We start from the raw sequence: 24,661 nt of genomic DNA on the forward strand, positions 1-24,661 counted from the left end.
AGTCGACTCATGCCCCAGGACTTCTCCACCCCGGACACCTTCGGCATCCGGCTCGGCGGGCTGCCGGTGTCGATGCTGGACGACATGCGCTCACCGGAACTGTGGCAGCGGGTCGAGGCGGTGCTCCGCGCCGACCGTGAGCTGACCGCCGCCGAGGCCGCGCTCTCGGACGCGCTGTTCGAGGTGATCGGACACCGGCCGGACGGCCGGCCCCTGCTGGTCGCGCTCCGCCGGTCGGTCCACAACCGCCGGCCGCCGACGCCCCGGTGCTGGAACGACGACGTCCGCGCGCTGCTGCCGCCCGCCCTGGCCGACGGGGTGCGGTCCTGGCTCTCCCGGGTGGCGACGTACCGGAGCGATCTGACCCGCCTGGACGAACTGGTCGAGCACCACACGAAGGCCCCGTACGCGCTGCTGCGGAAGGCGGCCGGCGATCCCGCCTTCCAGCACGGGCTGGTCCTGAGCAGCCCGGTGCTCCACGACCGGCTGCGCACCTGGCTGGCCCAGCCGGAGGAGACCGCCCCGGACCGCCAGCTGGCCCTGCGGCTGGCCAAGTACCTCGCCCGGATCACCACCAAGACCAGCCCGTTCAGCACCTTCACCGTCAGCGGCCTCGGCACCTGGCAGGACCGGGCCCCCGCGGCTGCGGCCCTCGCGGCTCCGGCGCCCGTCGGCTTCACGGTGCGCAGCGTCACGGAGATCAACGTCTGGGTGGTCCAGCAGCTGGTCCGGCGGCTGAGCGGGCATCCGGTCCTCGCGGCCCGCCTCCGGCTGCGGCTCAACCCGAGCGCGTTGCTGGTCGGCGACCGCTGGGAGTTCCTCGGCGCGGGCTCCGAGGAGCCGCTGCGCGCCCTGCCGGCGACCGCTGCCGTCCGGGCCTGCCTGGACGCGGTGGGCGAGGAGGGCCGCGCCCGCGCCGACGCCGCCGAGCGGTTGGCGGCCCGGACCGGCAGCACGTCGGCCGCCGCCGACGCCTACCTCGGCCGGCTGGTGGAGCTCGGGCTCCTGGAGGCCGAACGCCCGTTCGCCGACCAGGCCCTGGATCCGCTCGCCGAACTGCGCTCCTGGGTGGACGGCGCCGGGCCGGACCTGGCCGGGATCGGCGGCGAGCTGGCCCGGCTGGCCGAGCACCTGGACGGCTACCCGGCGGCCGCGGACCCGGAGGACCGGCTGCGGCGCACCCGGGGAGTCGAGGCCGCCCTGCGGCGGATCAGTCTGCTGGCCGGACCGGAGCGGATCGAGCTGCCCGCCAAGAACAGCGTCATCGAGAACGCCCTGCTGGTCGCACCGCCGCCCGGGCCGGACCGGCACGCCTGGGAGCCGGTGCTGCGCGATCTGGACGTGGTGCGGCGCTGCTACGCCGTCCTGGACCCGGCCCTGCCCGGCCGGGTGGCGCTCGCCGAGGCGTTCGCCGAGCGGATCGGCCCCGGCGCCACCGTGCCCTTCCTCGTCTTCCACCGGGCGGTGCAGGAGTGGCTGCGCGAGGACGCCGGCCTGCCGGGCCTGCTCTCCATCGGCACGCACGGCTACCAGGCCCTGACCCACCACCGGCTCCCCCGGATCCGCGAACTGGCCCTGCTGCGGGCCCGGTTGTGCGCCGAGGCGGCGGACGGGCGGGCGGACGGACACGGTGTGCTGTGGCTGGACCCGGACCGGCTCTCCGCGCTGGCCGACCGGTGGCCGGTCTGGATGCGGCCGCCGGACTCGGTCGCCTTCTACGGCCAACCGATCAGCGGCGGAGGCGGCGGCGGTGAACCCGGCGACGACGGGCCCCGGTTCGTGCTCAACGCCGTCAACTCCGGTCACGGCCGGGGCCGCGACCGGATCCGGCGGCTGCTCACCCAGGCCGGGATCACGGCCGAGGCGGCCACCGCGCCGCCACCCGACGGCGTGCTCGTCGCGGACACCTGCCGCCACTACGGCAGCAACGTCGGGCTGCGCACCTCGGCGCTGGCCGTGGAGATCGACTACCCCGAGGGGCCGAGCCTGCGCGGCACCGGCGACCGCCTTCCGCTCGCCGACCTCGTGGTGCGGCACGACCCGGCCCTGGGCCTGCTCACCCTCCGCTCGCGCGACCGCGACGCCGTGGTGCGCCCGGTCCACCCCAACCTCATCGCGGAGCTGTGGCTGCCGCCGGCGATCAGGCTGCTGATGCAGGCGTTCGGCGCCACGGCCAACCTGCTCATCCCGGGCCGCCGGATGTTCGGGGACACCTCGCTGGCCCGGGTCGACGGCATGCTGGCCGAACCCCGGGTGGTGATCGGCCGGACGACGGTCAGCCGCCGCCAGTGGGTCTTCCCGGCGGACGCGGTGCCGGCCCGGCTGAAGGGCGAGCGGGACCGGCCCTATCTGCTGCGGCTGGCCGCGTGGCTGCACGAGCACGGGATGCCGCAGCGCTGCTTCGTCCGGGGCCTGGACCCGTCCTCGGTGGTCGGCGGCAGCGTGTGGCGGATCAAGTCCCGCAAGCCGCTGTACGTCGACTTCGCGAACCTGCTGCTGGTCGGCGTCTTCGAGCGGATGCTGGCCGACCGGGGGCATGTGCTGTTCCTCCAGGAGGCCCTGCCCGACCCGGCCGACACCCCGGACTACGGGGACCACGGTTCCCGGGTGACCGAATACCTCGTCGAGATCAATGGAGGACACGATGCTGAGCGGTAGCGGCCGGCTGGACCCGGACACGGCGGAGGACTCCGACTGGGTGTGCGCGCACATCTTCTACGACACCGACCAGGACGCGCTGCTGGCCGGCTGCGTCCGGCCGCTGGTCGCGGCGCTGACGGCCGAGGGCCTGGTGCAGCGCTACTTCTTCCTGCGCTACTGGGAGGGCGGGCCGCACGTCCGGCTGCGGCTGCTTCCCTCGTTCCCCGCCGACCGGGCCGAGATCGAGCACCGGGCGGCCCGGCGGATCCGCGCGTTCCTGGCCGCCGCCCCGGCCGCGGACGTCGTGGACCGGACGCGCTTCGCCCAGGTGGCCGAGGGCCTGGCCGGCCTGGAGGGCCGCGCCGGCCATGACGAGGCGGTGCGGCCGAACAACTCCGTGGAGTTCCTGCCCTACCGGCGCGAGCACGGGGACTACGGCTACGGCCCGGCCGTCGCCGCCGTCGAGCGGCACTTCCTGGAGTCCAGCGAGCTGGCGCTGTCAGTGGTGGCGGCCGGTGCGTCGGTGGAGCAGCGCGCGCTGCTGGCGTTCGACCTGGTCGTCGGGGTGTTCGCGCTCTGCGACGAGGTGCGCGACCGCTGGGTGCGGCACGGCGGCCCGCCGCTGCCCTTCGGCAGCGGTCCGGAGGCGGCCGATGTCGAGCCGCGCTATCTGGCCCAGCGCGAGAAGCTCCAGCAGCGGGCGCAGCGCACCTGGCGGCTGGCCGCCCGGCCGGACGGCGGGGACCACCGCGCGTACTGGCTCGCGTCGGTGCGCCGGCTGCGGGAGGACCTGCACGCGCTGGAGGACACGGGCGGCTTCACCTCCGAGTGGGCCGACTCGCCGCTGGCCGAGCCGCTCCATCTGGCCGCCACCGACCACCCGGCCACCAGCCTGGTGCTGCTGCGCTGCGCCCACCTGGTCAACAACCGGCTCGGGCTGACGCTGTGGCAGGAGAACCAGCTGCGGTTCCTGGTCGGCCGGGTCCTCGCGGAGCTGCCCGAGGCACTGGCGGCCTCGTGAGCCGGCCGTCCGCCCGCTGGCACAGTCTCCACGTCCACCACCACGACGAGCGGACCGAGGCCGCGCTCGTCCTGGACGCCGTCCGGCCCGCGTTCGAGGCCGTGCGCCCGCTGGTCGACGGCGCCTGGTTCGGCCGGCACTGGCTGCGCGGGCCGCACCTGCGCCTCAACTTCCTGGTGTCCGGGGAGGACTGGGCCGCCCTGGTGCGACCGGCCGTGGCCGCGCAGATCGACGCCCATGTGCGGGCCCGTCCGTCCACGGCCCGGCTGGACGAGGCGGCGCTGGCCCCGGTGCACGAGCGGCTGGCGGAGCTGGAGATGGAGACCGGGCCGCTCCGCCCCTGGGTGGCGGACAACACCGTCGTCGAGCGGCCCTACGACCACCGGCTGCCGGTCCTGGGCTCGATGCGGGCCAGCGAGCTGCTGGCCGGGTTCCTCGGCGACACCAACGACCTGGCGTTCGGGATGTACGACCACCTCCGGTCCGGCGGGGCCCTGGCGCCGCTGGCGCTGGACCTGATGTGGGCCACCGTGTCGGTGGCCGCCGTCCCGTTCGACGAGGGAGGAGCGCCGATCGAGCGCGGTTTCCTCTCGCTGCGTTCGCACGCCGACGCCTTCCTCTCCCGGACCCAGGACCCGGCCGGGTACCGGGCGGCGTTCGACGGGCGCTACCGGCGGCAGGCCGACGCGCTGGCCGAGCGGCTGCGCGCGGTGGAGGCCGCGCTGGCCGGCGACGGGGGCGGCCCGCCGTTCGTCCTGGAGTGGGCGGAGGCGGTCCGCCGCTGCCAGCGGGCGGCGTACCCGCTGCTGGTGTCCGGCGAGGTGTCGCTGAGCGGGGCCGGGCGGGCGCCGCGGATGCCGACCCGGCAGGTCAGCGAGTTCCACCGGCTGCTGCAGAGCGACCACGGCCACGCGGACTTCCTGCGCACCGACCACTGGTTCGCCTCCTTCCGGCTGGTGGTGAACTACCTGTACGTCCACCTCAACCGCCTCGGGCTCGGGCCGGTGGACCGGGGGCTGCTCTGCCATCTGGCGGCGAACACCGTCGAGACGGTGCACGGGGTCTCCGCGGTCGGCAGCTTCCAGCGGTACGTGGTCGCCTCGCCCGCCACCGGCGTGCCCGAGTGGGCCGGCCTCGGCGAGCAGTGGGCGGACGGGCTGGGCTGAGCCGGCGCGGCGCCGCCTACCGGGGGTGTGCGTGCCCCGGCCGGGCGGCCGTCCCGGTGGCTGTCGCTCTGGCCGTCGCCGTGGCCGGCTCCGTCGCCGGGATCACCTCGGCGAGCTGCTGGCGCCCGGCGATGCCGAGCTTGCGGTAGGCGCCGGACAGATGGAACTCGACGGTCCGCACCGTGACGTACAGCCGGTCGGCGATCGCCCGGTTGGTGTGGCCCGCCCGGGCCAGCCGGAGGATCTTCAGCTCCTGCGGGGTCAGCCGGCCCAGGAGCGGATCCACCGGCTCGTCCGCGTCCCCGGGGCAGACCGCCTGCCGGGCCGCCGTGATCCGCTGCACCAGTGGCCGCGCGGCGCAGGACCGGGCCGTGGACAGCGCCGCGGTGAACTCGGCGCGTGCCTCGTCCACCCGGCCGGCCGCACCGAGGACGGTGCCCAGGTCCAGCCGGGCGGACGCGAGTTCCAGCCGGGCCGGGGAGCCGGCCAGGGTGGCGACGGCGTTGGTGAGCAGACCGGTCCGCCGCGCGCCGGTCTCGGCCAGCGCGAGCGCGTGCTCGGCGGTGCCGATGGCGCGCGGGGTGCCCCAGCGGCGCGCGTCGTCCAGCTCGGCGGCGGCGAGCCGGGCGGCCTCGGGGAGTTCACCCGCCTCGACGAGCAGCCGCGCGGCGCGCGACCGCCAGGGCGCCACCGCCGGATTGCGCACGCCGCACTCGGTCAGCAGCCGGCCGGCGGCGAGGTGGTCCTCCACCGCGCGCGGCAGATCACCGGTCTGCTCCCACAGCACGGCGCGCGCGGACAGCACCGCGGGGGTGTCCTGCCGCAGTGGCAGGTCGTGGTCGAGCCCGCAGTCGGCGAGCAGCGCACGGGCGGCGTCCGGCTCCCCCATCAGGGCCCGCGCCTCGACCAGCGCCGACACGGCGAGCACGGCCAGCAGCTGGGACGCGGACGCCGCCGCGCAGAGCAGCTCCGCCATCGGGGTCAGTGCCCCGGCCGCGCCGGCCAGGTCGCCGCGCGCCCGGCAGATCACGGCCCGCAGCAGCTCCGCCGTGACATCCTCCCACCGCCCGGGCGGCGCCCCGTTGGCCAGGCGGGCCCGGCCGCAGTGCGTCCACGCCTCGGTCAGCTCGTCCGCCAGGACGAGCGCGCTACAGCCGTACCACAGGTACCTGGCCTGGCCGTCCGCGCGACCGGCCAGCGCCTGCCGGGCATGGCACACGGCCGCCGCCCGGTCCTCGCCGGCGTTGACCGCCTCGGCGGCCCGCAGCATGGACAACTCGCGGCATTTCTCTCCCGGCTGGGGATCATCGGCGACGAGGTCGTCGACCCGGTCTGCGCTCCGTGCCAGCCAGGAGGGGCCACCCGCGCAGATGAACGCCCGGTGCAGCCGCAGACGCCAGCTCTGTGCCGGGGCCGCCCCGCCGAGCCGTTCCGCCGTGTCGTCGAGGACCGCCACGGCGTCCGCCGGCCGCCCGCACTCGGTCAGCAGACCGGCCAGGGCCACCGCGTAGTCGGTGGTGATCTCGGGCTCCTCGGCCTCCTGCCGGGCCGCGTCCAGCTGGCGGGCGGCGAGGTCCGGATCGACGAACGCGTCCAGCGTGGCGAGTTCACGCCGCACCGCCGACCGGACGCGCGGCCGCAGCCGCTCGCGCAGCACCCCGCGCAGGTGCCGGGCGGCGTCCTCGGGACGGCCCTCCCGGGCCAGTCGGCGCGCGGCGATCCTGAGCGGCCGCACCGTCCAGCCCAGCCCCAGCGGTCCCGCGGCGACCAGTTGCCGGGCGACGCCGGTCACCCCGTAGTGCCCGTCGCGCAGGATCTCGGCGGCCCTCAGGTGCAGGGCGGCCCGGCTGCCGACGGGGATGCCGCCGACGACCATCGTGGCCAGCAGCGGGTGGCGGAAGGCCGGCGGGGTGCGGTTGGCCAGCAGGCAGCGGCCGACCAGGACGTCCAGCCCCGCCAGCGCCTCCCCGACGGTCAGCCCCGCCAGTTCGGCGGCCAGCGCGATCTCCGCATCGACCCCGAGCACGGCGACGGCCCTGGCCAGGGCGAGCGCCGGCTCGTCCAGGCCGCCCAACCACCGTTCGGCGTCCGGGAGAAGCGTCGGACCAGTGGTGGCCCGGACCTCCTCCGCGGTGGGCGCGGCGCCGGTGTGGGCGGACAGCAGGGCCACCAGCAGACCGGGGTTTCCGCCCGTCAACTCGTGGCACACGGCGGCGGATTCCTCGTCGAGCTCGACACCGCAGCGGGCCGCAGCGAAGTCGGCGAGGGCGGCCGTGGGCAGCCCGGCGAGACGGATGTGCTCGGCGCCCGCCGCGAGTTCGGCCGTCAACGGGGGTTCGTGGCCGGAGCCGCAGTCACCCGCCGACAGCGCGATCACCAGCGGAGTGGGGAGCGCGGACTCGGACAGCGCCGACAGCCACCGCAGCGACCAGGGATCGGCATGGGCCGCGTCGTCCAGACAGACCGCGATCGGTGTGCGCCGGGCCTGCGCCCGCACCAACCCGGCGAGTTCGCAGAGGAGTTCGTCCGATGGGGCCCGCTGTTCGGGCAGCGCGGCGGCGCTCGGCAGCAGGCCACCGAGGAGACCTTCGACCGCCGCGAACGGCGTGTCCGGACTGTTGCGCGCCTTGGCGACGGCCACCTGGAAGCCGGCTTCGGCGGCCATGGTGGCGAGTTCCGCCAGGGCCGCCGACTTCCCGCTGCCCGGCTCGCCGTAAAGCAGTACCGTGGTCGGCCGACCGGTGCGCGCTCTCTCGACGACGGCCCTCAGCCGCGCCAGTTCGGATCCACGACCGGCCCCCGACAACGAGGTCATCCGCCCTCCCGCACCGCCCACCACGGCCTCGGCACCGCGCGGTCCGCCGACGGCCGGGCGCCCCGATGATCGGCACTCGAACGCAATAGAACGCGGTCACTTTATGACAAGGCCCGACAAATACTCATGACGCGATCATCACTCCCCATGTCATATGTACTTCAACCACCCGTCTCCGCAGGTGGCTTGTTCACGCACCCCGCACCCGGCACCCGGCCACTCGCCCCGGCCTCCGGAAGAGCGGCCCGGCCCACCGCGCCGGAGGCCGCCCGGTGGGCGCACCCGCAGGTCCGGGCACACCGCGGCAGCGGGGCGGGCGACGCATGGAGCAGCCGCTCGACCGAGCGCACCTCGGTGAACGCGGCCATACAGGAAACGCATTCGCGCATGTGACGCTCCTGAAGCCGCGACGCCTGGACACCGAGGCCGCCTCGGGCGTGGGTACCGAACCTCTCGATGAACCTGCGGCAGGCCTCACCGCCGGCCCCCGCGTGCTGGCTGAGATAGGCGCGGCGCAGCCCCTCCCGGGCGCGGTAGGCCAGCGCGGAGACCGCGGAGGGCGACAGCCCGAGCACGCCCGCGGCCTCGGTGGCGGCCGCACCCTCGACCGTCGACGGAACATCCGTCACCTTCACCCACGGACCCGCACCACCCGACTGACAGTCAGCAACCGTCGTCGACCCACAAACCTCCTTGTCGATCGTCAACGACGACACATTCGCCGTCGCCGAAGACGGCGGAGTCGTGACCGGAGGCGTCCCCGGCGGAGAACCCGGCGGCACGAACGACGCCGTCACCACGTTCGTCGTCGAGGTCGTGATATTGGCACTCGAGCAGAAGAACTGCATGCTCGCACCAGCGGCCAAGCTGAACGTCCCGGCGGCCGTCACACAGGACGGGGCGACGCCGTCGTCCAGCGTGATCCCGGTGAGGTTCACCTGACCGGTGTTGGTGGCGGTGATCCGCCAGTACGCCGTCCCGCCGGAGGGGACGGAGGTACTGGATGCCCATGGTCCGATTCCGCCGCTTTGACAGTCGGCCGGGTTCGAGCTGGTGCAGACCTCCTTGAGCACGGTCATCGCCGGCTGGCAGCCGGCGCCCGGGGTGACCTCGAAGGTCACCGTGTTCGAGGTGACGGCGGGCAGGGTGCCGGTGACCGCGGTGGCCTGGTTGGAGACCGAGGTGATGGAGCAGTCGGTGCCCACGGTGGTGTCGAAGCAGACCTGCGGCGGGTCACCGACGAACGAGACCACGGTCATCGGGTGGTTGGTCGGGGTGAACGACGAGCTGTTGAGCAGCGAGATGTTGGAGTCGACCGTGACGGGTGACGTCGACACGGGGATGGAGGAGATGTCCGCCGTCCCGGTAGTGGGGTTGAACGGGAACGTGCCCAGCACGTTGCCGCTGGAGTCCTTCACGGTCACCGACGAGGCCGCGAAGTTCACGGTGGTCGGATCGATGTCCGCGAGTGACACCGTGCCGTACGAGGTCACGTGTCCGGTCTTCCCGTCGCAGTAGAACTGGGCCGGGTTGAGCATCGAGACGGCGGTGAGCCTCAGGCAGGGGGCGGCGCCGGTGACCGGGTCCATGGACCACAGGTAGCCGCTGTCGCCCAGGCCGTACTTGCACTGCCCGTCGTAGGCGTAGCCGTAGGGGCGGGTGACGCCGCCGTTGACGTTCGGCGGCCCCGACAGGGTGCCGCCCGTGCCGTAGGAGGCGCACGGGGCCTGGGTCACCCAGTCGTAGCAGTAGTTGTAGTCGGCGACGGTGGGCGTGCTCGACCAGTAGGGGAATTCGGTCTCCAGGTGCCCGTTCGGCGCGGTGATCGTCAACGGGTTCATGTAGACGTTCTGCCCGAGGGGCGCGGCATGCGCGCCGACCAGGGCCTGAAGACCCGGGGGCACGGCGATGGAGGCACCGGTGAGGCTGAAGCACTGAACGGTCCCCTGCGCCGGGTTCGAGGACGCGGTGCTGTCCGCGCCCACGGTCGTGCAGACGCCGAGGATGTTCCCGGCCGCGTCGTAGTCCGTGAAGATGTTGTCGTTGACGACGGTGAAGTTGGGGACGCCGGTCTCGACGGCCAGCGTCTTCGGGACGGCCCAGCCGGTGCAGGCCGCGTTGGTCGCGGGGTCGAAGCACGACATCTGCGAGGTGTTGACCCCTCCGATGTTCGCGGTGTCGGTGATGTAGATCTTCCCGTTGACGAGGTCCGTCGTGCCGAAGTAGTCGTTGGGTGTCGGGCTGTTGGTGGCGCTGGTGTTGGGGCCCAGGCCGATGCTGAAGGTGCCGCAGCCCGTGTTGGTCGTCGGGTCGTAGCAGAGCACCTGCCCGCTGGTGGACACCCCGTAGATCAGGCCGTTGGCCGCCTGCACCAGACCGCCGATGCCGTTTCCGCCGGCCGCGGTCGCGCTCTGCAGGGAGGTGAACCCGCAGCTCTGCTGGGTCTGGAGGTTGAGGCAGCCGACGCCGATCTGGGTGGGGGTCGAGGTGAGGGACGCGGGGTAGTACAGCTGGTCGCCCAGCAGGACGTACTGCTCCTTGCGCGTGGTGCGCACGTCACCCGTGGTCGCACCGGCGGCGGAGGAGTTCAGGGGCCGGGGCCAGGTCTGCGGCGCGCCGGTCGGGCTGGGGCACGGTCCGTTGGTGTCCAGGTCCGTGCAGACCACGATGGGCAGGGGCGAGGTTCCGGCGTGGTGGTAGATGTTCCACGCCTCGCGGACCGGCTGGCCGTTGATGGTGGCGGTGAACAGGATCGGGATGAAGCCGTCCCCGCCGGTCGCGGTGTCGACCGGGGTGAACGGCGCGGGGATCAGGTTGGTCGCGCTGGTGGCCGGCGACCCGGTGTTGGGGTTGGTGGCCTGGACCACGTTGGTGGCGGTGCCCTGATCGGTCGTCTGGAAGGTGGTGCCGCCGTCGGTGGACCACTGCGGGGTGAACCCGGGCGGGACCTTCAGCGAGCCCGGCACATAGGTCTGGGTCTGCGGCGTACTGCCCGGACCGCCCTGGATCACGTCCGTGACGGTGGCCGGCTGCACGGTGGAGGCCGGGTTGCTGTACGACACCACCCACTGGAGGGTGTCGCCGTGGTCGGCGGTGGTCGTGCTGCCGTTGGTCAGGTCGACGCCGGTCTTGCTCAACGGGGGGACGGCGGCCCGCGACGGTGCGGGGGGTGCCGGCGCCTTGCTCCCGTTCGCCGCGTTCGCCGAGGGGGGTGCGAACGAGGCCGGCGAGGCGGGCAGCGAGAACGAGGACACCGCCGCGGCCGTCGCGACGAGGACGGTGAGCACCACCCTGGCCGCCCTCGGCGGACGCCCGGGCCCTCGGTGGGCCCGCGCCGCGGTCCGGCCGGCCGCGAGACGTACCACGCCCCACAGCGCGACCAGCAGCGCGAACGCCCTCATACCCGGCGACCGGCCGGCGGCGGGACCGGCGGCACCGGGTGAACCGGCATCCGGCGGGCCGGCTCTGCGCCGCTCCCGGGCCAGGCGCGAGACCGCGCATCGTCTCATGGTGGATCCCTTCCAGAAATACAGGCGCACACGCACCGTCTCGATATGGCAAGGCGGAGCGGCGTCGGCCGGGAGGACGCGGGGACCTCCGGCCACCGCCGCGGATCAGCGGACCGGGAACGCAGCGACAGCTCCTCCACGGCCGGGAGGAGGCCGGGCACCGGGGCGCCGGGCCGGCACGGCGTCGGCGTGCGGGAGGAGGTTCGGAAGGACGCGCGGCAGGAGGCCGCAGAAGAGGTGCGGAAGAGCCCACGGGAGGACACGGGGGAAGGCGCGCGGGACCGCGTGCGGCGCCCGCAGACGCGGGAAGCAGGTGTCGTCCATCGGTCGGTCACGCTCTCCTCGGCCATGCCCGGCCTTCGCGTTCGACAGCCGGGCATCACCTTGGAAGAGGGGTTCGGCCGGTGCGAATGACGCCGTGGACGTGACATCGCGCCGGAAAGCACCCGTCCGGCCCTACCCGGGCCCTCACCGTCAGGTCCGCATGCCACGGCCTCGAATGACTGTCACTCGGGCCGACGGTCCATCAGGACGGTGGAGGGTGCGGGGAGGCCGGTCCGCGACAGAGAGGGCAATACCGAAGATTGCCGCTGGATTCGGGCCCGCAATACTCATGGCGGACAGGGGGCGCGACCCACGGCCGTACGACGTGCCGGGCCGGCCGTCCTCCTCCGGCATGCCGTCGCGGCGGTTCCCGGGCAGTCGTACGGCGCCACGGAGCGGTTCGGACCGGGCCTGCCCGCCCGAGGGCGGGCGGGCGGCGGGGCCGGGGCCGCTCCCCCACTGATGACGGAAGCGAGGCGACGGATCACCATGACAGGACAGCCCAGGAAAGTCGGCCGGTGGGACCTGGTCGCGAGGTTCTGCCAGGTCCTGCTGATCGTCGGCCGCCATCTGCTCAGGGCGGCGGCCCGGCGGCTCTCCCCCGGCCGCGGCAGGGCCGCCCGCGCCGACTCGGCGCTGCCCGCGCTGCTGATCGCGCTCGGCCCGTTCTTCGTCAAGGGCGGGCAACTGCTGAGCACCCGGCGGGATCTGCTGCCGGCTCGGATCTGCCAGGCCCTGGGCGGGCTCACCGACGCGGTGCCCGCGCCGCCGGCGGCCGCGATCGAGGCGGTCGCGCGCGCGGCGTACGGGCCGCCGGAGCGGTGGCCGTTCGCCTCGGTCGGCTGGGAGCCGGTGGCGGCCGGGAGCATCGCCACCGTGCACCGGGCGGTCCTGCTGGACGGCCGCGAGGTGGCGCTGAAGGTGCGGCGCCCCGGCGTCGCCCGCGCCCTGGAGACCGACCTGCGGCTGATCACCGCCGTCGTCCGGGCCGGCCGGTGGGTGCCCGCGCTGCGCAAGCTGCCGGCCGAGGAGATGGTCCGCCAGGTGGGCGGGGCCATCCTCGGCCAGCTCGACCTGACGGCGGAGCTGGCGTCCCTGCACACCCTGCGCCGCAACCTGGCCGGGGTGGCCGGCGTCCGGCTGCCCGAGCCGTACGACGCGTTCTGCTCCGAGGAGACCGTGGTCATGGAGTTCATGACGGGTCTCGGCCGGTTCAGCCCCGACGCGCGCCCCGCGCCGGAGCGCCGGGAGATCGTGCGCACGGTCCTGCTGGCGGTGTACCGGATGCTCTTCCTGGACGGGACGGTCCACTGCGATCTGCATCCGGGGAACCTCTATCTGACGGACCGTTCGGAGGTCGTCGTCCTGGACGCCGGGTTCGTCGTCCGCCTGCCGGACCGGGTGCGGCGGCTGTTCGGCGAATTCTTCCTGAACATGGCGCTCGGCCGGGGCCGGCGGTGTGCGGACATCACCATCGAGAGCGCCGCCGTGGTGCCGGAGACGTGCGATCTGGAGAGCTTCCGGGCGGCGGTGGAGAAGCTCGTCGCCGAGGCGACCGGGGCCCTGTCCGGCGACTTCGACCTGGCGGCCTTCGCGCCGCGGCTCTTCCGGGTCCAGCGGGACCACGGGATCTTCGCCGCGGCGGAGTTCGCCTTCCCGCTGCTCTCCATGCTGGTGATCGAGGGGATGATCAAGGAGTTCGACGCGGGGGTGGACTTCCAGGCGGAGGCGGTGCCCGTCCTCATGGAGGCGCTGCGGGCCCCGGCCGACTGACCCGGCACCAGGTGACTTCGCGCCACCTGGGCAACCTCGAAGAAGCCGGTCGCGGGCGGCTCGGGCACATTGGTCCGGGCGCCGCGCGGCCCCACGGCGTGTCCGCCGCGGCCGGCTGGGCCCCCTCACCCACCTACGCCCCACTGGAGTTCCTGTGACGAAGACCGGGGAACCGAGAGCCACCGGCAGCAGTCTGCTGGACCGCCTCAACGGATCGCATCACCGCGCAGCACTGAACGGGTTCCTGCTGATCGTCCTCGGGCACTGGGCCGAACACATCACGCAGGCGTACCAGATCTGGGGCCTCGGCTGGCCCGTGCCGAAGGCCAAGGGCGCACTCGGCCTCGCCTATCCCTGGCTGGTCACCTCCGAGTGGCTGCACTACGGCTACGCGCTGGTGATGATCATCGGTCTCTTCGCGCTGCGCCGCGGCTTCACCGGGCGCAGCCGGACGTGGTGGACGATCGCGCTGGGCATCCAGTTCTGGCACCACATCGAACACCTGCTGCTGATCATCCAGGCGCAGACCGGCCACTACCTCTTCGGCAAGTCCGCACCGACCAGCGTCCTGCAGCTGCTGATCGCCCGGGTGGAGCTGCACCTCTTCTACAACACCATCGTCTTCATCCCGATGGTCATCGGCATGTATCTCCACCTGCGGCCGAGCCAGGCCGAGCTGGCGGAGATGACGTGCAGCTGCCGGGCGCAGGAGCCGTCCCGGACGACGGTCGCCAGCCATGCCTGAACTGGTCGGCGCCCCGGTGGCGGACCAGCAGGCGGAACAGGAAGCGGACCGGCGGGCGGACCCGGCCGACCGGCCCGAACGGCGGGCCGCCCGGTCGTTCCAGCGGACGATGGCGGTCGGGATCGCCCTGCTGGCGGTGGTGCTGGCGGCGGTGGCGTGGATCAGTTCGGCGGAGCCGGTCCGCCTCGGCCGGGCGAGCCCCGCGGCCGGCGGCACGGTCGAGCTTGCGCCCACCGAGGTGTCACTGGACTTCGACGGCCCGGTGCGTTCCTCGTCCGTGATGCTGGCGGTGAACGCGCCGGACGGCGCCTCGGTGACCACCGGCAGCCCGGTGCTCGACGGGGGCCGGCTGTCGGTGCCGGTCGCCGTCTCCGGGCCGGGCACGTATCTGGTCACCTACCGGCTGGGCCTGGACCGGGGCCGGGTGGTGTCGGGGACGACGGAGTTCACCGTCGGTTCCGGCACCGGTTCCCGGTCCGCCGACCCGGACGAGGACGATTCGCAGGAGTCGGCGGCGGGTGGCCACAGCCACGGCCACGACATGGAGGGGCCGTTCAACATCGGCCTGCTGGTCGTGGACGCGGTGCTGCTGGCCGTCGTGGTGCCGCTGGTGGTACGGCGCCCGCGCGCCAGGTGAGGGGTGCCAGGTGAAAGGCGCCCGGTGGCCGGGGCACGCCCCCGGCGGGCGCGCCCTCAGGCGACCGGCACCCGCCGGTCCAGCGGCGTTCCGGCGGCGGCCAGCCGTCGCAGCGCCGCCTCCGAGGGGGATCCGGGCTCGACGGTGAAGGCCACCACCATCAGCTCCGGGTCGTCGCCACGCAGCACTTCCTGATGGACCGTCAGCTCGCCCGCCAGCGGGTGGCGCAGGACGTTGGTGAAGGAATCACAGGTGGCCACCGAGTGGTCCTGCCAGAGGGAGGCGAACTCCGGGCTGGCCCTGAGGAGTTCGTTGACGAGTGCGCGGACCCGCCGGTCGCCCGGGAGCCTGGCCGCGACCATCCGGAGGTGGGCCACGACGGAGCGGGACTTCTCCGGCCAGTTGACGAACAGCTCGCGGGTCCGTGGGTCGAGGAAGACCATCCGGGTCATGTTCGGCAGCTCCGTGCGGTGGCCGGCGAACAGGGCGTGCGCGAGGTCGTTCCAGGCGAGTACGTCCGAGGTCGGGGAGAGCACCATGACGGGCACCCCGGCCATCATCGCCAGCAGCCGCTCCAGGCCCTCGGGCAGCGGGCCGTCCTCGCGGCGGGCCGCTCCGGCGGCCGCCCGCCGGGGCCGGGCGAGCACCGCCAGGTGGGCGCGCTCGGCGGCGTCGAGCCGCAGCGCGCGGGCCAGCGCGTCCAGTATGGCGTCCGAGACGTTCTGCCCCAGCCCCTGCTCCAGCCGGGCGTAGTAGGAGACGCTGACCCCGGCGAGCTGGGCGAGCTCCTCGCGCCGCAGGCCCGGTACGCGGCGGCGCTCACCGTAGCGGACAAGTCCGACGTCCGAGGGACTGATGCGGCCCCGACGGGACTTGAGGAATGCGCCTAACTCATCCATGGCTTCATTATGCTGAAGGTACGACTGGGAAGGCTAGCCTTCCTGGTGAGACGAACGACAAGAGTCTGGCTAGGAGTCGGGTCTTCTCCCACCCTTGCTCCATGACCACGCATCCCGACTCGCGGCAGCGCATGAGCACCCGGCTGAAACTCACGCTTTTCGTCCTGCTGGGCGCCCAGTTCATGCTCTCCGTCGACTTCTCCATCCTCAACGTCGCGCTGCCCCAGATCGGTTCCGGGATCGGGATGTCCAGCGAAGACCTACCGTGGGTCGCGTCGGCGTACGCGCTGCCCGCCGCGGGCTTCACCCTGCTGTTCGGCCGGATCGCCGATCTCTTCGGCCGCCGCCGGCTCTTCCTCGCGGGCATCGTCCTGCTGACCGTCGCCTCGGTGCTCGGCGGGGTGGCGGACGACCCCGGTCTGCTGCTCACCGCCCGTGTCCTGCAGGGCCTTTCGACCGCGATGGCGGCTCCGGCGGCGCTGTCCCTGCTCACCACCTCGTTCTCCGAGGGCGCGATGCGCGAGCGGGTGCTCGGCCTGAACGGCGCCCTGCTGTCCGGCGGGTTCACCGTGGGCGCCCTGGTCGGCGGCACCCTGGTCGGCCTGCTCAGCTGGCGCTGGGCGTTCCTGATCAACGTCCCGGTCGCGCTGGTGATCCTGGTGGCGACGCCCCGGCTGATCGAGGACAGCCGGGCACCGGAGAAGGTCCGCCTCGACGTGCCCGGTGCCGTCACGGTGACCGCCGGCCTGCTGGCCTTCGTCTACGGCGTCATCGACAAGAGCATCCTGATCTCGGCCGTCGGCGTGCTGCTGCTGGGCGTCTTCTGGCTGATCGAACTGCGGTCGCCCGCACCACTCGCGTCCGTCCGGATCCTCAAGCGGCCCAGCGTGAAGTGGGGCAACTTCGCCGGTCTCGTCGTGTTCTCGATGGAGAGCGCGCTGATCTTCCTGATGACGCTGTACTTGCAGGACGTGCTGGACTTCGCGCCGCTGACCACGGGGCTGATCTTCGGTGTGCCCGGTCTGGCCGCCGTCGCCGCCGGTGTGGTCGCCGGCCGGGCGATCGGCCGGTTCGGCACCCGGAACGTACTGGCGGTCGGTCTGGCGGTACAGGGCCTGGCCACCGCCCCGCTGGTCCTGGTCGGCAGCGACCGCGTGATGCTGGCGGTGGCGCTCCCCGCCCTGTTCATCAGCTTCTTCGGCCATGTCACCTCGATCGTCGCCTACACGGTGACCGCCACCTCCGGGCTGCCGGACTCCGAGCAGGGCCTGGCCACCGGCCTGGCCGCGCTCAGCCAGCAGGTGGCCGTGACGATCGGCATCCCGATCCTCAGCGCGGTCGCCGCCACCCGCAGCGTGCAGCTCGACGGCATCCACCTCGCGCTCGGCGTCGACGTGGCCGTCACCCTGGTCGCGGTGGGCCTGCTCTGGGTGGGGCTGCGCAACCGCTCCGGGGCCGCCTCCCCGGCCGCCCAGGAGCCGCCGGTCGAGGTGGGCGAGCGGGCCGCCAGCCACTGAGACCGGGTGGTCTCAGCACATTCGGAGAAGATATCCGTCCGATTTCCCGGGATTATCGAACAGCGCCCCCGGCACGGAGAAACCCGCGGCACGGTCCGCGGGTTTCTCCGTGCTTCGCGTGACCGCGTTCCGGCCCGAACCGGACCGGCCGACACCCTCTCTTTTCCACCCCGAGGAAACGGACCACCTGTGGCAGTCAAAAGCATCGCCGTCAACGGAATCGACATCTCCTATCTGGAACTCGGCGAAGGGCCGCTGGCCCTACTGATGCACGGGTTCCCCATGTCCCCGGCGACCTACCGCCACCTGATGCCCGCCCTGGCCGGGGCGGGCTACCGGGCGGTCGCGCCGTATCTGCGGGGGTTCGCCCCCTCGGCCGTCCCGGCGGACGGCGGCTTCGCCATCGCCGACCTGGTGGCGGACGTCAACGGCCTGCACGAGGCGCTGGGCGGCGACGGCGACGCCGTGCTGGTCGGCCACGACTTCAGCGCTCCGGCGGTGTGGGGCGCCGCGCAGGCCGCCGACCGCTGGTCGAAGCTGGTGGTCTGCGACGTCCCCCCGCTCCCGGTGTTCGGCCCGATGGTGCTCACCCCCCGGGGCACCGACGCGCTGAGCCACTTCTGGTTCTTCCAGATGGCGGTGGCGGAGCAGGTGATCGCCGACGACGACATGGCCTATCTGGACTGGGTCTACCGGAAGTTCACGGCCGAGGGGTTCGACGCCACGGAGGACGTGGCGCACGCCAAGGACACGCTGCGCGCGCCCGAGAACCTGCGGGCGGCGCTCGCGCTGTACCGCACGGCCTTCCCCCCGGCCGCGTTCGGCACCCCTGACTGGGCCGCCGAGCACGGCGCGGTCTGGGGGGCGCCGCCGAGCCAGCCGGTGCTCAACCTGTTCGGCTCCGAGGACCCGAGTTTCGCGATCACCCCGGACGTCCTGGCCGCGATCGCCGAGGCGCTGCCGAAGGGCTCGCACGCCGAGGTCGTCCCGGGGGCCGGCCACGTCGGGCTGGTCGAGAAGCCGGCCGAGGTCAACAGCCTGATCCTGCGTTTCCTCGCCGGGGAGCTCTGACCGGCGGGTGCACCGAAACGGCCCGGGCGGCCGGCTGTGGAGGCCGGCCGCCCGGGCCGTTCGGTCGACGCCCGCTCAGGAGCTGAACTTGTCCTGGCCGTTCCACCAGTTCTGGCCGGGGCCGACGGCGTTGGCGTCCTCGTAGCGGTCGTGGTGGCGCCACCAGTCCCAGGGGTGCTCCAGCCCCTCCTCCTGCCGGCCCAGCACCGTCATCTCCAGGTAGTTGTAGGGGCTGAGGGTGGCCTCGCCGCCGCGGTCGAACACCGAGTTGGTGTGGAAGACCTCGTCGCCCTCGCGCAGGAAGGTGCTCACCCCGGGGATCTCACCGCGGTCCGTGGTGACGTGGAAGTCCCGGTTGAACTCGGTGCCGTAGGACGAGACCCACGGGATGTCCCAGCCCATCCGCTCGCGGAACGGCTCGATCCTGGCGATCGGCGCCAGGGCGACCATCACGAAGGAGGTGTCCCGGGCGTGCAGGTGGGAGAGGTGGCCGACCGAGTCGGCCTGCATCGAACAGCCCGGGCAGCCCTGCTCCCAGGACGGTTCGAACATGAAGTGCCGGACGATCAGCTGGCGGCGGCCGGCGAACAGGTCGAGCAGGGTGGGGTTGCCGCCCGGCGCCTCGAAGACGTACTCCTTCTCCACCTTGACCACCGGCATCGAGCGCCGGAGCACCCCGACCTCGTCCCGGAAACGGGTCAGCTCCTTCTCCCGCTCCAGCAGCTCCTTGCGGGCCGCGAGCCATTCCTCCCGGGTCACGACGGGCGGCATAGCCATGTTGTCCTCCTGGGGACAAATCCGCCCACCGGGACGGCATGGGCGGGAACGAATGCGTCGGTCCAGCGTGGCACGCGGGACGCCGCCGTGTCTTCCTCTCGATTGCCCTGACCGAAAAACAGTCCGGCCGGGTTCGGCAATTCTGAAGATGCCCACCCGGGCGGCCCGGTGGAATCGTTTCCCCGGTGACCGCCCGCACCGTACGGAAATACGGTCAGGTCACCCATCCCCAATCGCCCAGGAGGCCATGATGTCGTCCAGTGGAATACCGACGCGGGAAGAAATCGTCGACCGGGTCGCGGCGCTGGTGCCCGTCCTCCGGGAGCAGGCGGTCTGGTCCGAGGAGAACCGACGGCTGAGCGACGCGACGATCGCCACCCTGGCGGAGGCCGGCGTCTTCCGGCTGCGCACGCCGCGGCGCTACGGCGGGTACGAGTGCGACACGACGACACTGGTGCAGGTCGCCATGGAGCTCGGCCGGGCCGACGGGGCCATCGGCTGGACGTCCTCGGTGTACTGGATCCCCACCTGGATCGCCGGGCTCTTCCAGGACAGCGCCCAGGACGAGGTGTTCACCACCCCGGACCCGCGGGTCTGCGGCACCAACAGCCCGACCGGCACCGCCGTCCCGGCCGAGGGCGGCGTCGTGCTCAACGGCTCCTGGAAGTTCATCAGCGGGGCCTGGCACGCCGGCTGGCAGGAGGTCGCCGCCGTGCTGCTGCGCCCGGACGCCGAGCCGGAGCCGCTGATGCTGCTCGTCCCGATGTCCGACCTGGAGATCGCGGACGACTGGCACACCGTCGGCCTGCGCGGCAGCGGCAGCGTCACCACGCTGGCCGACCACGTCTTCGTCCCGCAGCACCGGATCATCCCGATGAGCGCGGCGATGCGCCCGCAGGGGCTCTCGCAGGCCAACGCCGACTCCCCCGTCTGGCGCACCCCGGCCACCCTGGTCGCGGCGGCCTCCGGGGTGGGCGTGGCGGTCGGTCTGGCGAAGGCGGCCAAGGAGGTCTTCTTCGAGCGGCTGCCCGGCCGGCAGATCACCTACACCGACTACACCGCGCAGAACGAGGCCCCCGTGACGCACCTTCGGGTCGCGGAGGCGGTGAACCGCATCGACCAGGCGGAGTTCCACGCCCTGCGGGCCGCGGCCGTGGTCGACGCCAAGGCGGCCAGCGGGGAGGAGTGGAAGATCGAGGAGCGGGCGCGGGTCCGCAACGACCAGGGCGAGGCGACCCGGCTGGCGAAGCAGGCCGTCGACACCTTCGTCAGCATCAGCGGGGGTTCCGCGATCTACCTGGACGTGGCGCTCCAGCGGATCGCCCGGGACATCCAGGCCGCCGGTCTGCACGCGCTGATCAACCCGGACACCAACGCCGAGCTGTACGGGCGGATCCTCTGCGGTCTGGAGCCGAACACCCTCTACATCTGAGCCGTCCGCGGCCGGACCAGGGCCCGCCGTCCCGCTTGCCGGGGCGGCGGGCCCGTCGCCGTCGGTACCCGGCCGTCCCGCCGTCAGTGCGCCGCCATGCCGCCGGTCAGGTCGACCAGGGCCGCCGTGGTCGCGTCGGCCCGCTCCGAGGCCAGGAAGGCCGCCATGTCGCCGACCTGCGCGAGCGACGGCCCGCGGTCCAGCAGGCTGCGGGCGGCGGAGCGGCGGTTCCAGCCCTCCGCCCGGCCCGGCAGGTCGGGCAGGTCGGTCGCCAGCGTGCTCTCGATACTGGCCCGCGCCTCCGGCGAACCGGCCGAGTGCAGGCAGAGCACCCGGACACCGGCCGGGCCGACCTCGGCGGCCAGGGTCCGGGAGAACGCCTCCACCGCCGCCCAGGCCGGGCCGAAGCCGGCCGTGTAGGGGTAGGGGATGCGCGAGGGCACCGCCGTCGCCATCATGATCACGCCGCGCCCGGCGGGCACCATCCGCGCGGCCGCCGCGGTGGCGGTGGTGAACTGCGCCCGGGTGAAGTCGATGATCGGCAGCGCGAAGTCGTCGAAGGACAGCTCCCCGAGGGCCGCGCCCTGCTCCCCGCCCGGGCGGTGCGTGGAGGTGGCGCAGAACGACACGTCCAGCCGGCCCGTGCGCTCGACGACGGAGTCGACGAAGGCCTCCACGGCCTCCCGGTCGAGCGCGTCGACCTGCGCGGTGACCAGCGAGCCCGGCCCCGGCCCGGCCCCGTCGGCCGGCTGCTCGTCGACCAGTTGCTCGTCGGCCAGTTGCTTGAGCGCCGCCTCGCCCCGGCCCGCCACGAACACCCGCGCGCCCTCGCGGACGAACGCCCGGGCCACCGCACCGCCGATCGCGCCGGGTCCGTAGACCACCGCCGTCTTCCCGGCCAGCAGACTCTCCATCGGGTTTCACCTTCCCTCGGGCGAGCCGGACACGCGGCCCGCGGGACTTCGGCACCGCCGTAACGGCGGGCGCGTCCGATCCACGCTAAGGAAGGTCCGGGCGGGCCGCGAGCCGAGCGGGTCCCGGTCCGCGCCGCGCTCCGGGCGACGCCGCAGGCCGCGGCGGCCGCGCGGGCGGTCCGGTCCGGCGGGCGGTCCGGCGGCCGCCCGCTGACGCACATGCGTTCGGGCCCGGCCGCGCCCGGTTCAGCCGCCCGGCACCCAGGCCGTGTGCCCGGCGGCCGGGAGCCCGTCCGGCAGCAGCACCTCGGCGACGGGGGCCCCGGTGAAGTCGGCGGTGTCGACCACCACCAGCGAGCCGCTGTCCCGCTCCCGGTCGTGCACGAGGCCCAGCACCCAGCCGTCGCCCTCCGGCGCGCCGGGGCCGCGCGGGACGAACACGCCCTCCCCCACGGTGCGGCCGGCGCCGACCCGGTGCACCGCCGTCCGCCCGGTCAGCAGGTCGTGCCGGAGCAGCGCCGTACCGGTGGCGGCGCCGCGGCCGTCCGGCCGGACGGCCGTGGTGAAGGCGTAGCGGTGCGGCAGGCCGCTGCGGCGGGGGTCGATGCCGGGCAACTCCTCCACGAAGTCGTCGAGTTGCTCCTCCAGCACGGTGCCGGAGAGCCGGTCCACCGTCCATCGCCACAGGCCCGGCGCCGCCTGCCCGGGGTCGAGCGGGTGCGCCCCGGGGCGGGGCGCCGGGTGGCGGATCGCGTCGATGACGAGGTGCCGGCCGGTCTCGTAGGCGTTGACGGGGTGGAAGACGTAGCAGGGCTCGATCTCGATCCAGAGGATGTCGTCGTCGCCGCCGTCGCGGGGCAGCAGGCCGAGCCGGGCGCCGTGCCGGTCGTCCCACTGGTAGCGCGGGCCCGGTCCGGGGCCGTCGGCGACGACCGGCAGGTCGTAGAGGACGGCGTACCGCTCGGTGAGCGAGAAGGCGTGCATCATCGGGGACTGCTTGACGGTGATCCGGCGGGCGCGCCGCACCCGGCCGGTCCGGTCGACGGCCACGTGCTCCACGTAGGGGCGGCGGTGGTCGAAGGCGACCGCGTGCAGTTCCCCGGTGACCGGGTCGAGCACCGGGTGCGAGGCGAAGCCGTTCGGCAGCGTGCCGTCGAAGTCGCCGCGGGCGACGGTGTCCAGCTCCGGGCCGAGTTCGACCGGCAGCGCGCCGTCGTCGCCGAGCGCCAGGATCCGCCCGCCGTGGCCGACCAGGGCGGCCCCGGCGTCGTCGGCGAGGGCGCGGCGCGGTCCGGGGACGGTGAGCTCGCCGAGCCGCCGGCAGGCCCGGTCGGTGCGCAGCCAGCGGCTGCGGTACCACTGCGCCTCGCCGTCGCGCAGCCGCAGCCCGTGCACCAGCGGGTCGCCGCCGTGCAGGTGGTGGCCGGCGTCCGGGCCGGCGCCCGGGCCGGCGCCGGCCGCCAGCAGCAGGCCGTCGAGTCCGGCCGGGAGTTCGCCCCGGACCCGCGGGGCGTGCACGGTCTGTTCGCCCGCGACCGGCCGGGGTTCCCGGCGGGTGGCGCGAAGAAGGGTGTCGGACTGGCTCTGCGTCAACATCGCTACCCGCCATGGCGTCTCGGCGTTACGTAACACTGTTACTATTCAGGTGTACCGCTGCCATGACAGCATGTCAACGGTGAGTCCCCGTCAAGCAGACCCCAGACTCGGCGCGCAGCTCATCGAGGCCGCCGCCCGCCTCCTCGCCGAGGAGGGCCCGCTGGCCCTCTCGACCCGCCGGCTGGCCGCCGCCGTGGGCACCTCCACCACCGCGGTCTACACCCACTTCGGCGGCATGGACGACCTGGTCCGGGCCGTGGTCCACGAGGGCTTCGTCCGGCTCAACGGCCGGATGAGCGCCATCGGCGAGGGGCCCGACCCGGTGACCGACGTCGCCTCGCTCGGCCACGCCTACCGGGACAACGCCCTGGAGCACCGCTACCTGTACGGCATCATGTTCGGCGGCGCCGGCCTGGGCGGCTTCGCCCTGACCGACGCCGACCGCCAGCACGGCCGCTACACCCTGGAGATCCTGGTCCGGGCCGTCGTCCGGTGCATGACGGCCGGCCGCTTCCGGGCCCACGACGCCCAGCTGGTCGCGCACCAGATGTGGATCGCGCTGCACGGCCTGGTCACCCTGGAGCTCGGCGGCTACCTGGTCGAGCCGTACGACGCGGACGCCTGCTTCGAGGCCCAGGTCTGCGGCCTGATCGTCGGCGCCGGCGACAAACTCGCCGACACCATGGCCTCGTTGAAAACAGCGCGGGAGCTCCGGGCCTGATCTCCGGGGCCCGGGGCTCCCGCGGTCGCGGCCCGTCGGCGGGCCGTGCGGAGCGTGCGGAACGCGCCGGGGGTCAGTTCCAGGGCGCCGTCGGGAACCAGAGGTAGCCGAGCCGGCCCAGGATCCGGATGTCCCAGTAGACGATCGTGAAGACCCCGGCCACCAGGAAGGCGGCGGCGGTCAGCGCGCTCGCCCGCGCGGGCCTGGCGGCCAGCCAGCCCCGCAGCCGGTCGCCCAGGGTGACCGAGAGGAGCACGAACAGCAGCCCCATGACCACGATGTTGCCGATCGACTGGAGCACGAAGGCACCCGCGCCGTAGAACGGGTTGTGGGTGTTCGCGGCATGCCGGAAGAGGTCCCGGAAGAGCGGGTACGGGCGCCCGATCAGGAAGCCGCCGACCAGCACGCCGATCAGCACCAGCGGCGCGTTGGGGAACCGGCGGGAGAGCGCCGCCAGCGGATCGCGGACCACCCCGGCGGCGGCCAGGCCCAGCACCACCATCGCCAGGCCGATCAGACCGTAGGTGGTCATCGACTGCGCCGCCCGCGGCGAGAGGCCGCTGGTCGGGGCCGTGGCGAACTGCGGGAGGTGGGTCCCGGCCAGCCCGACCAGCGCGCCGTAGGCCGCCGAGACCGGCACCAGCCCGGCGCCGATCCACAGCAGCGGACGCACCGTCTGGAGGAGTCTGGCCCGGCGGGTCCTCTCCTGGCCGACCAGCGGGCCGACCGCGCCGAAGACCGCGATGTTGCAGGCGGTGAAGGAGCCGGCCAGGCCCGTGACGAACGCGAACAGCACCCCCGAGGCGATGCCCGCGATCGGGGTGCCGTGGGCGTCGTGCCCGAGCAGGGCGGTGGCGGTGTTGAAACCGATCTCGCGGTCGACCAGTTCGGAGTTCCAGGCGTACGCGATGAACAGGCCGCCGAGGACGCTCAGCCCGAGCGTCAGCCCGAGCCGTCCTGGGCGGTGTCCGTTGACGAACAGGGAGGTGGGAACCGCCGGACGGACGGCGGACCGGGCGTCGATCACCTTGCTCATGGCTGTGGGCCTCCTGCGGGCTGGCGGGACAGGGCGTTTGGAGTATGGGGCGCCGCCGGGCGGCGGAC

Annotated in this window: 17 protein-coding genes; 10 read left to right on the forward strand and 7 right to left on the reverse strand. The window is 73.7% G+C overall.

What is annotated here, in order from left to right; translation table 11 throughout:
* The first annotated feature begins 9 nt into the window (after window positions 1-9).
* Genes AB0P06_RS17845 through AB0P06_RS17855 form a run of 3 tightly spaced genes read left to right on the forward strand, consistent with a single transcriptional unit; the run spans window position 10 to window position 4,827 of the window.
* Entirely contained in the window at window positions 10-2,658 is a 2,649-nt protein-coding gene (locus tag AB0P06_RS17845; protein WP_363608235.1) for a lantibiotic dehydratase, read from the forward strand.
* The gene (locus tag AB0P06_RS17850; RefSeq protein ID WP_363608237.1) at window positions 2,645-3,661 is read left to right on the forward strand and encodes a lantibiotic dehydratase C-terminal domain-containing protein; all 1,017 of its coding nucleotides are present in this window, start codon (window positions 2,645-2,647) and stop codon (window positions 3,659-3,661) included. Before AB0P06_RS17845 ends, AB0P06_RS17850 begins: the two co-directional genes overlap by 14 nt.
* A complete protein-coding gene (locus AB0P06_RS17855; RefSeq protein WP_363608239.1) occupies window positions 3,658-4,827 on the forward strand; it encodes a thiopeptide maturation pyridine synthase in 1,170 nt (389 codons plus the stop codon). The genes AB0P06_RS17850 and AB0P06_RS17855 overlap by 4 nt, the downstream gene beginning before the upstream one ends.
* A gap of 16 nt (window positions 4,828-4,843) precedes the next feature.
* On the opposite strand, the gene AB0P06_RS17860 is transcribed toward AB0P06_RS17855, so the two are convergent.
* The gene (locus tag AB0P06_RS17860; protein WP_363608241.1) at window positions 4,844-7,642 is read right to left on the reverse strand and encodes an AAA family ATPase; all 2,799 of its coding nucleotides are present in this window, start codon (window positions 7,640-7,642) and stop codon (window positions 4,844-4,846) included.
* A 161-nt stretch (window positions 7,643-7,803) separates the two neighbouring features.
* Complete coding sequence (locus AB0P06_RS17865; protein ID WP_363608243.1) at window positions 7,804-11,043, reverse strand: hypothetical protein; 3,240 nt, start codon at window positions 11,041-11,043, stop codon at window positions 7,804-7,806.
* Between the two features lie 921 nt (window positions 11,044-11,964).
* Here AB0P06_RS17865 and AB0P06_RS17870 point away from each other — a divergent pair.
* From AB0P06_RS17870 to AB0P06_RS17880, 3 genes are all read left to right on the forward strand, one after another.
* On the forward strand, window positions 11,965-13,248 hold the full coding sequence (locus tag AB0P06_RS17870) for an AarF/UbiB family protein (RefSeq protein ID WP_363608245.1): 1,284 nt from the start codon (window positions 11,965-11,967) through the stop codon (window positions 13,246-13,248).
* A gap of 154 nt (window positions 13,249-13,402) precedes the next feature.
* A complete protein-coding gene (locus tag AB0P06_RS17875; protein ID WP_363608247.1) occupies window positions 13,403-13,993 on the forward strand; it encodes a hypothetical protein in 591 nt (196 codons plus the stop codon).
* Window positions 13,986-14,630 carry a copper resistance CopC family protein gene (locus AB0P06_RS17880; RefSeq protein WP_363608249.1) on the forward strand — a complete coding sequence of 215 codons (645 nt, stop codon included), beginning with the start codon at window positions 13,986-13,988 and terminating at the stop codon, window positions 14,628-14,630. Before AB0P06_RS17875 ends, AB0P06_RS17880 begins: the two co-directional genes overlap by 8 nt.
* Before the next feature lie 56 nt (window positions 14,631-14,686).
* Here AB0P06_RS17880 and AB0P06_RS17885 read toward each other — a convergent pair whose 3' ends face one another.
* A complete protein-coding gene (locus AB0P06_RS17885) occupies window positions 14,687-15,529 on the reverse strand; it encodes a helix-turn-helix transcriptional regulator (protein ID WP_363608251.1) in 843 nt (280 codons plus the stop codon).
* A gap of 101 nt (window positions 15,530-15,630) precedes the next feature.
* Between AB0P06_RS17885 and AB0P06_RS17890 the strand changes: the two genes are divergently transcribed.
* Window positions 15,631-17,046 (forward strand): MFS transporter, encoded by a 1,416-nt coding sequence (locus tag AB0P06_RS17890; protein WP_363608253.1) that lies wholly within the window; start codon window positions 15,631-15,633, stop codon window positions 17,044-17,046.
* A gap of 189 nt (window positions 17,047-17,235) precedes the next feature.
* A complete protein-coding gene (locus AB0P06_RS17895) occupies window positions 17,236-18,117 on the forward strand; it encodes an alpha/beta hydrolase (protein WP_363608255.1) in 882 nt (293 codons plus the stop codon).
* 75 nt (window positions 18,118-18,192) lie between these two features.
* On the opposite strand, the gene AB0P06_RS17900 is transcribed toward AB0P06_RS17895, so the two are convergent.
* The gene (locus AB0P06_RS17900; RefSeq protein ID WP_363608257.1) at window positions 18,193-18,894 is read right to left on the reverse strand and encodes a DUF899 domain-containing protein; all 702 of its coding nucleotides are present in this window, start codon (window positions 18,892-18,894) and stop codon (window positions 18,193-18,195) included.
* 247 nt (window positions 18,895-19,141) lie between these two features.
* On the opposite strand from AB0P06_RS17900, the gene AB0P06_RS17905 reads away from it, so the two are divergent.
* Window positions 19,142-20,326 (forward strand): acyl-CoA dehydrogenase family protein, encoded by a 1,185-nt coding sequence (locus AB0P06_RS17905; RefSeq protein ID WP_363608259.1) that lies wholly within the window; start codon window positions 19,142-19,144, stop codon window positions 20,324-20,326.
* A gap of 83 nt (window positions 20,327-20,409) precedes the next feature.
* Here the strand turns inward: AB0P06_RS17905 and AB0P06_RS17910 are convergent, their stop codons facing one another.
* Window positions 20,410-21,240, reverse strand: a complete 831-nt coding sequence (locus tag AB0P06_RS17910; protein WP_363608261.1) for an SDR family oxidoreductase — start codon at window positions 21,238-21,240, stop codon at window positions 20,410-20,412.
* A 246-nt stretch (window positions 21,241-21,486) separates the two neighbouring features.
* Window positions 21,487-22,836 carry a carotenoid oxygenase family protein gene (locus AB0P06_RS17915; RefSeq protein ID WP_363608263.1) on the reverse strand — a complete coding sequence of 450 codons (1,350 nt, stop codon included), beginning with the start codon at window positions 22,834-22,836 and terminating at the stop codon, window positions 21,487-21,489.
* Between the two features lie 79 nt (window positions 22,837-22,915).
* On the opposite strand from AB0P06_RS17915, the gene AB0P06_RS17920 reads away from it, so the two are divergent.
* Entirely contained in the window at window positions 22,916-23,557 is a 642-nt protein-coding gene (locus AB0P06_RS17920) for a TetR/AcrR family transcriptional regulator (protein ID WP_363608265.1), read from the forward strand.
* Window positions 23,558-23,630: 73 nt separating this feature from the next.
* Here the strand turns inward: AB0P06_RS17920 and AB0P06_RS17925 are convergent, their stop codons facing one another.
* Window positions 23,631-24,593 carry a hypothetical protein gene (locus tag AB0P06_RS17925; protein WP_363608267.1) on the reverse strand — a complete coding sequence of 321 codons (963 nt, stop codon included), beginning with the start codon at window positions 24,591-24,593 and terminating at the stop codon, window positions 23,631-23,633.
* Window positions 24,594-24,661 lie beyond the last annotated feature (68 nt).

The organism is Kitasatospora sp. NPDC088351 (assembly GCF_040685575.1).
GTDB lineage: Bacteria > Actinomycetota > Actinomycetes > Streptomycetales > Streptomycetaceae > Kitasatospora.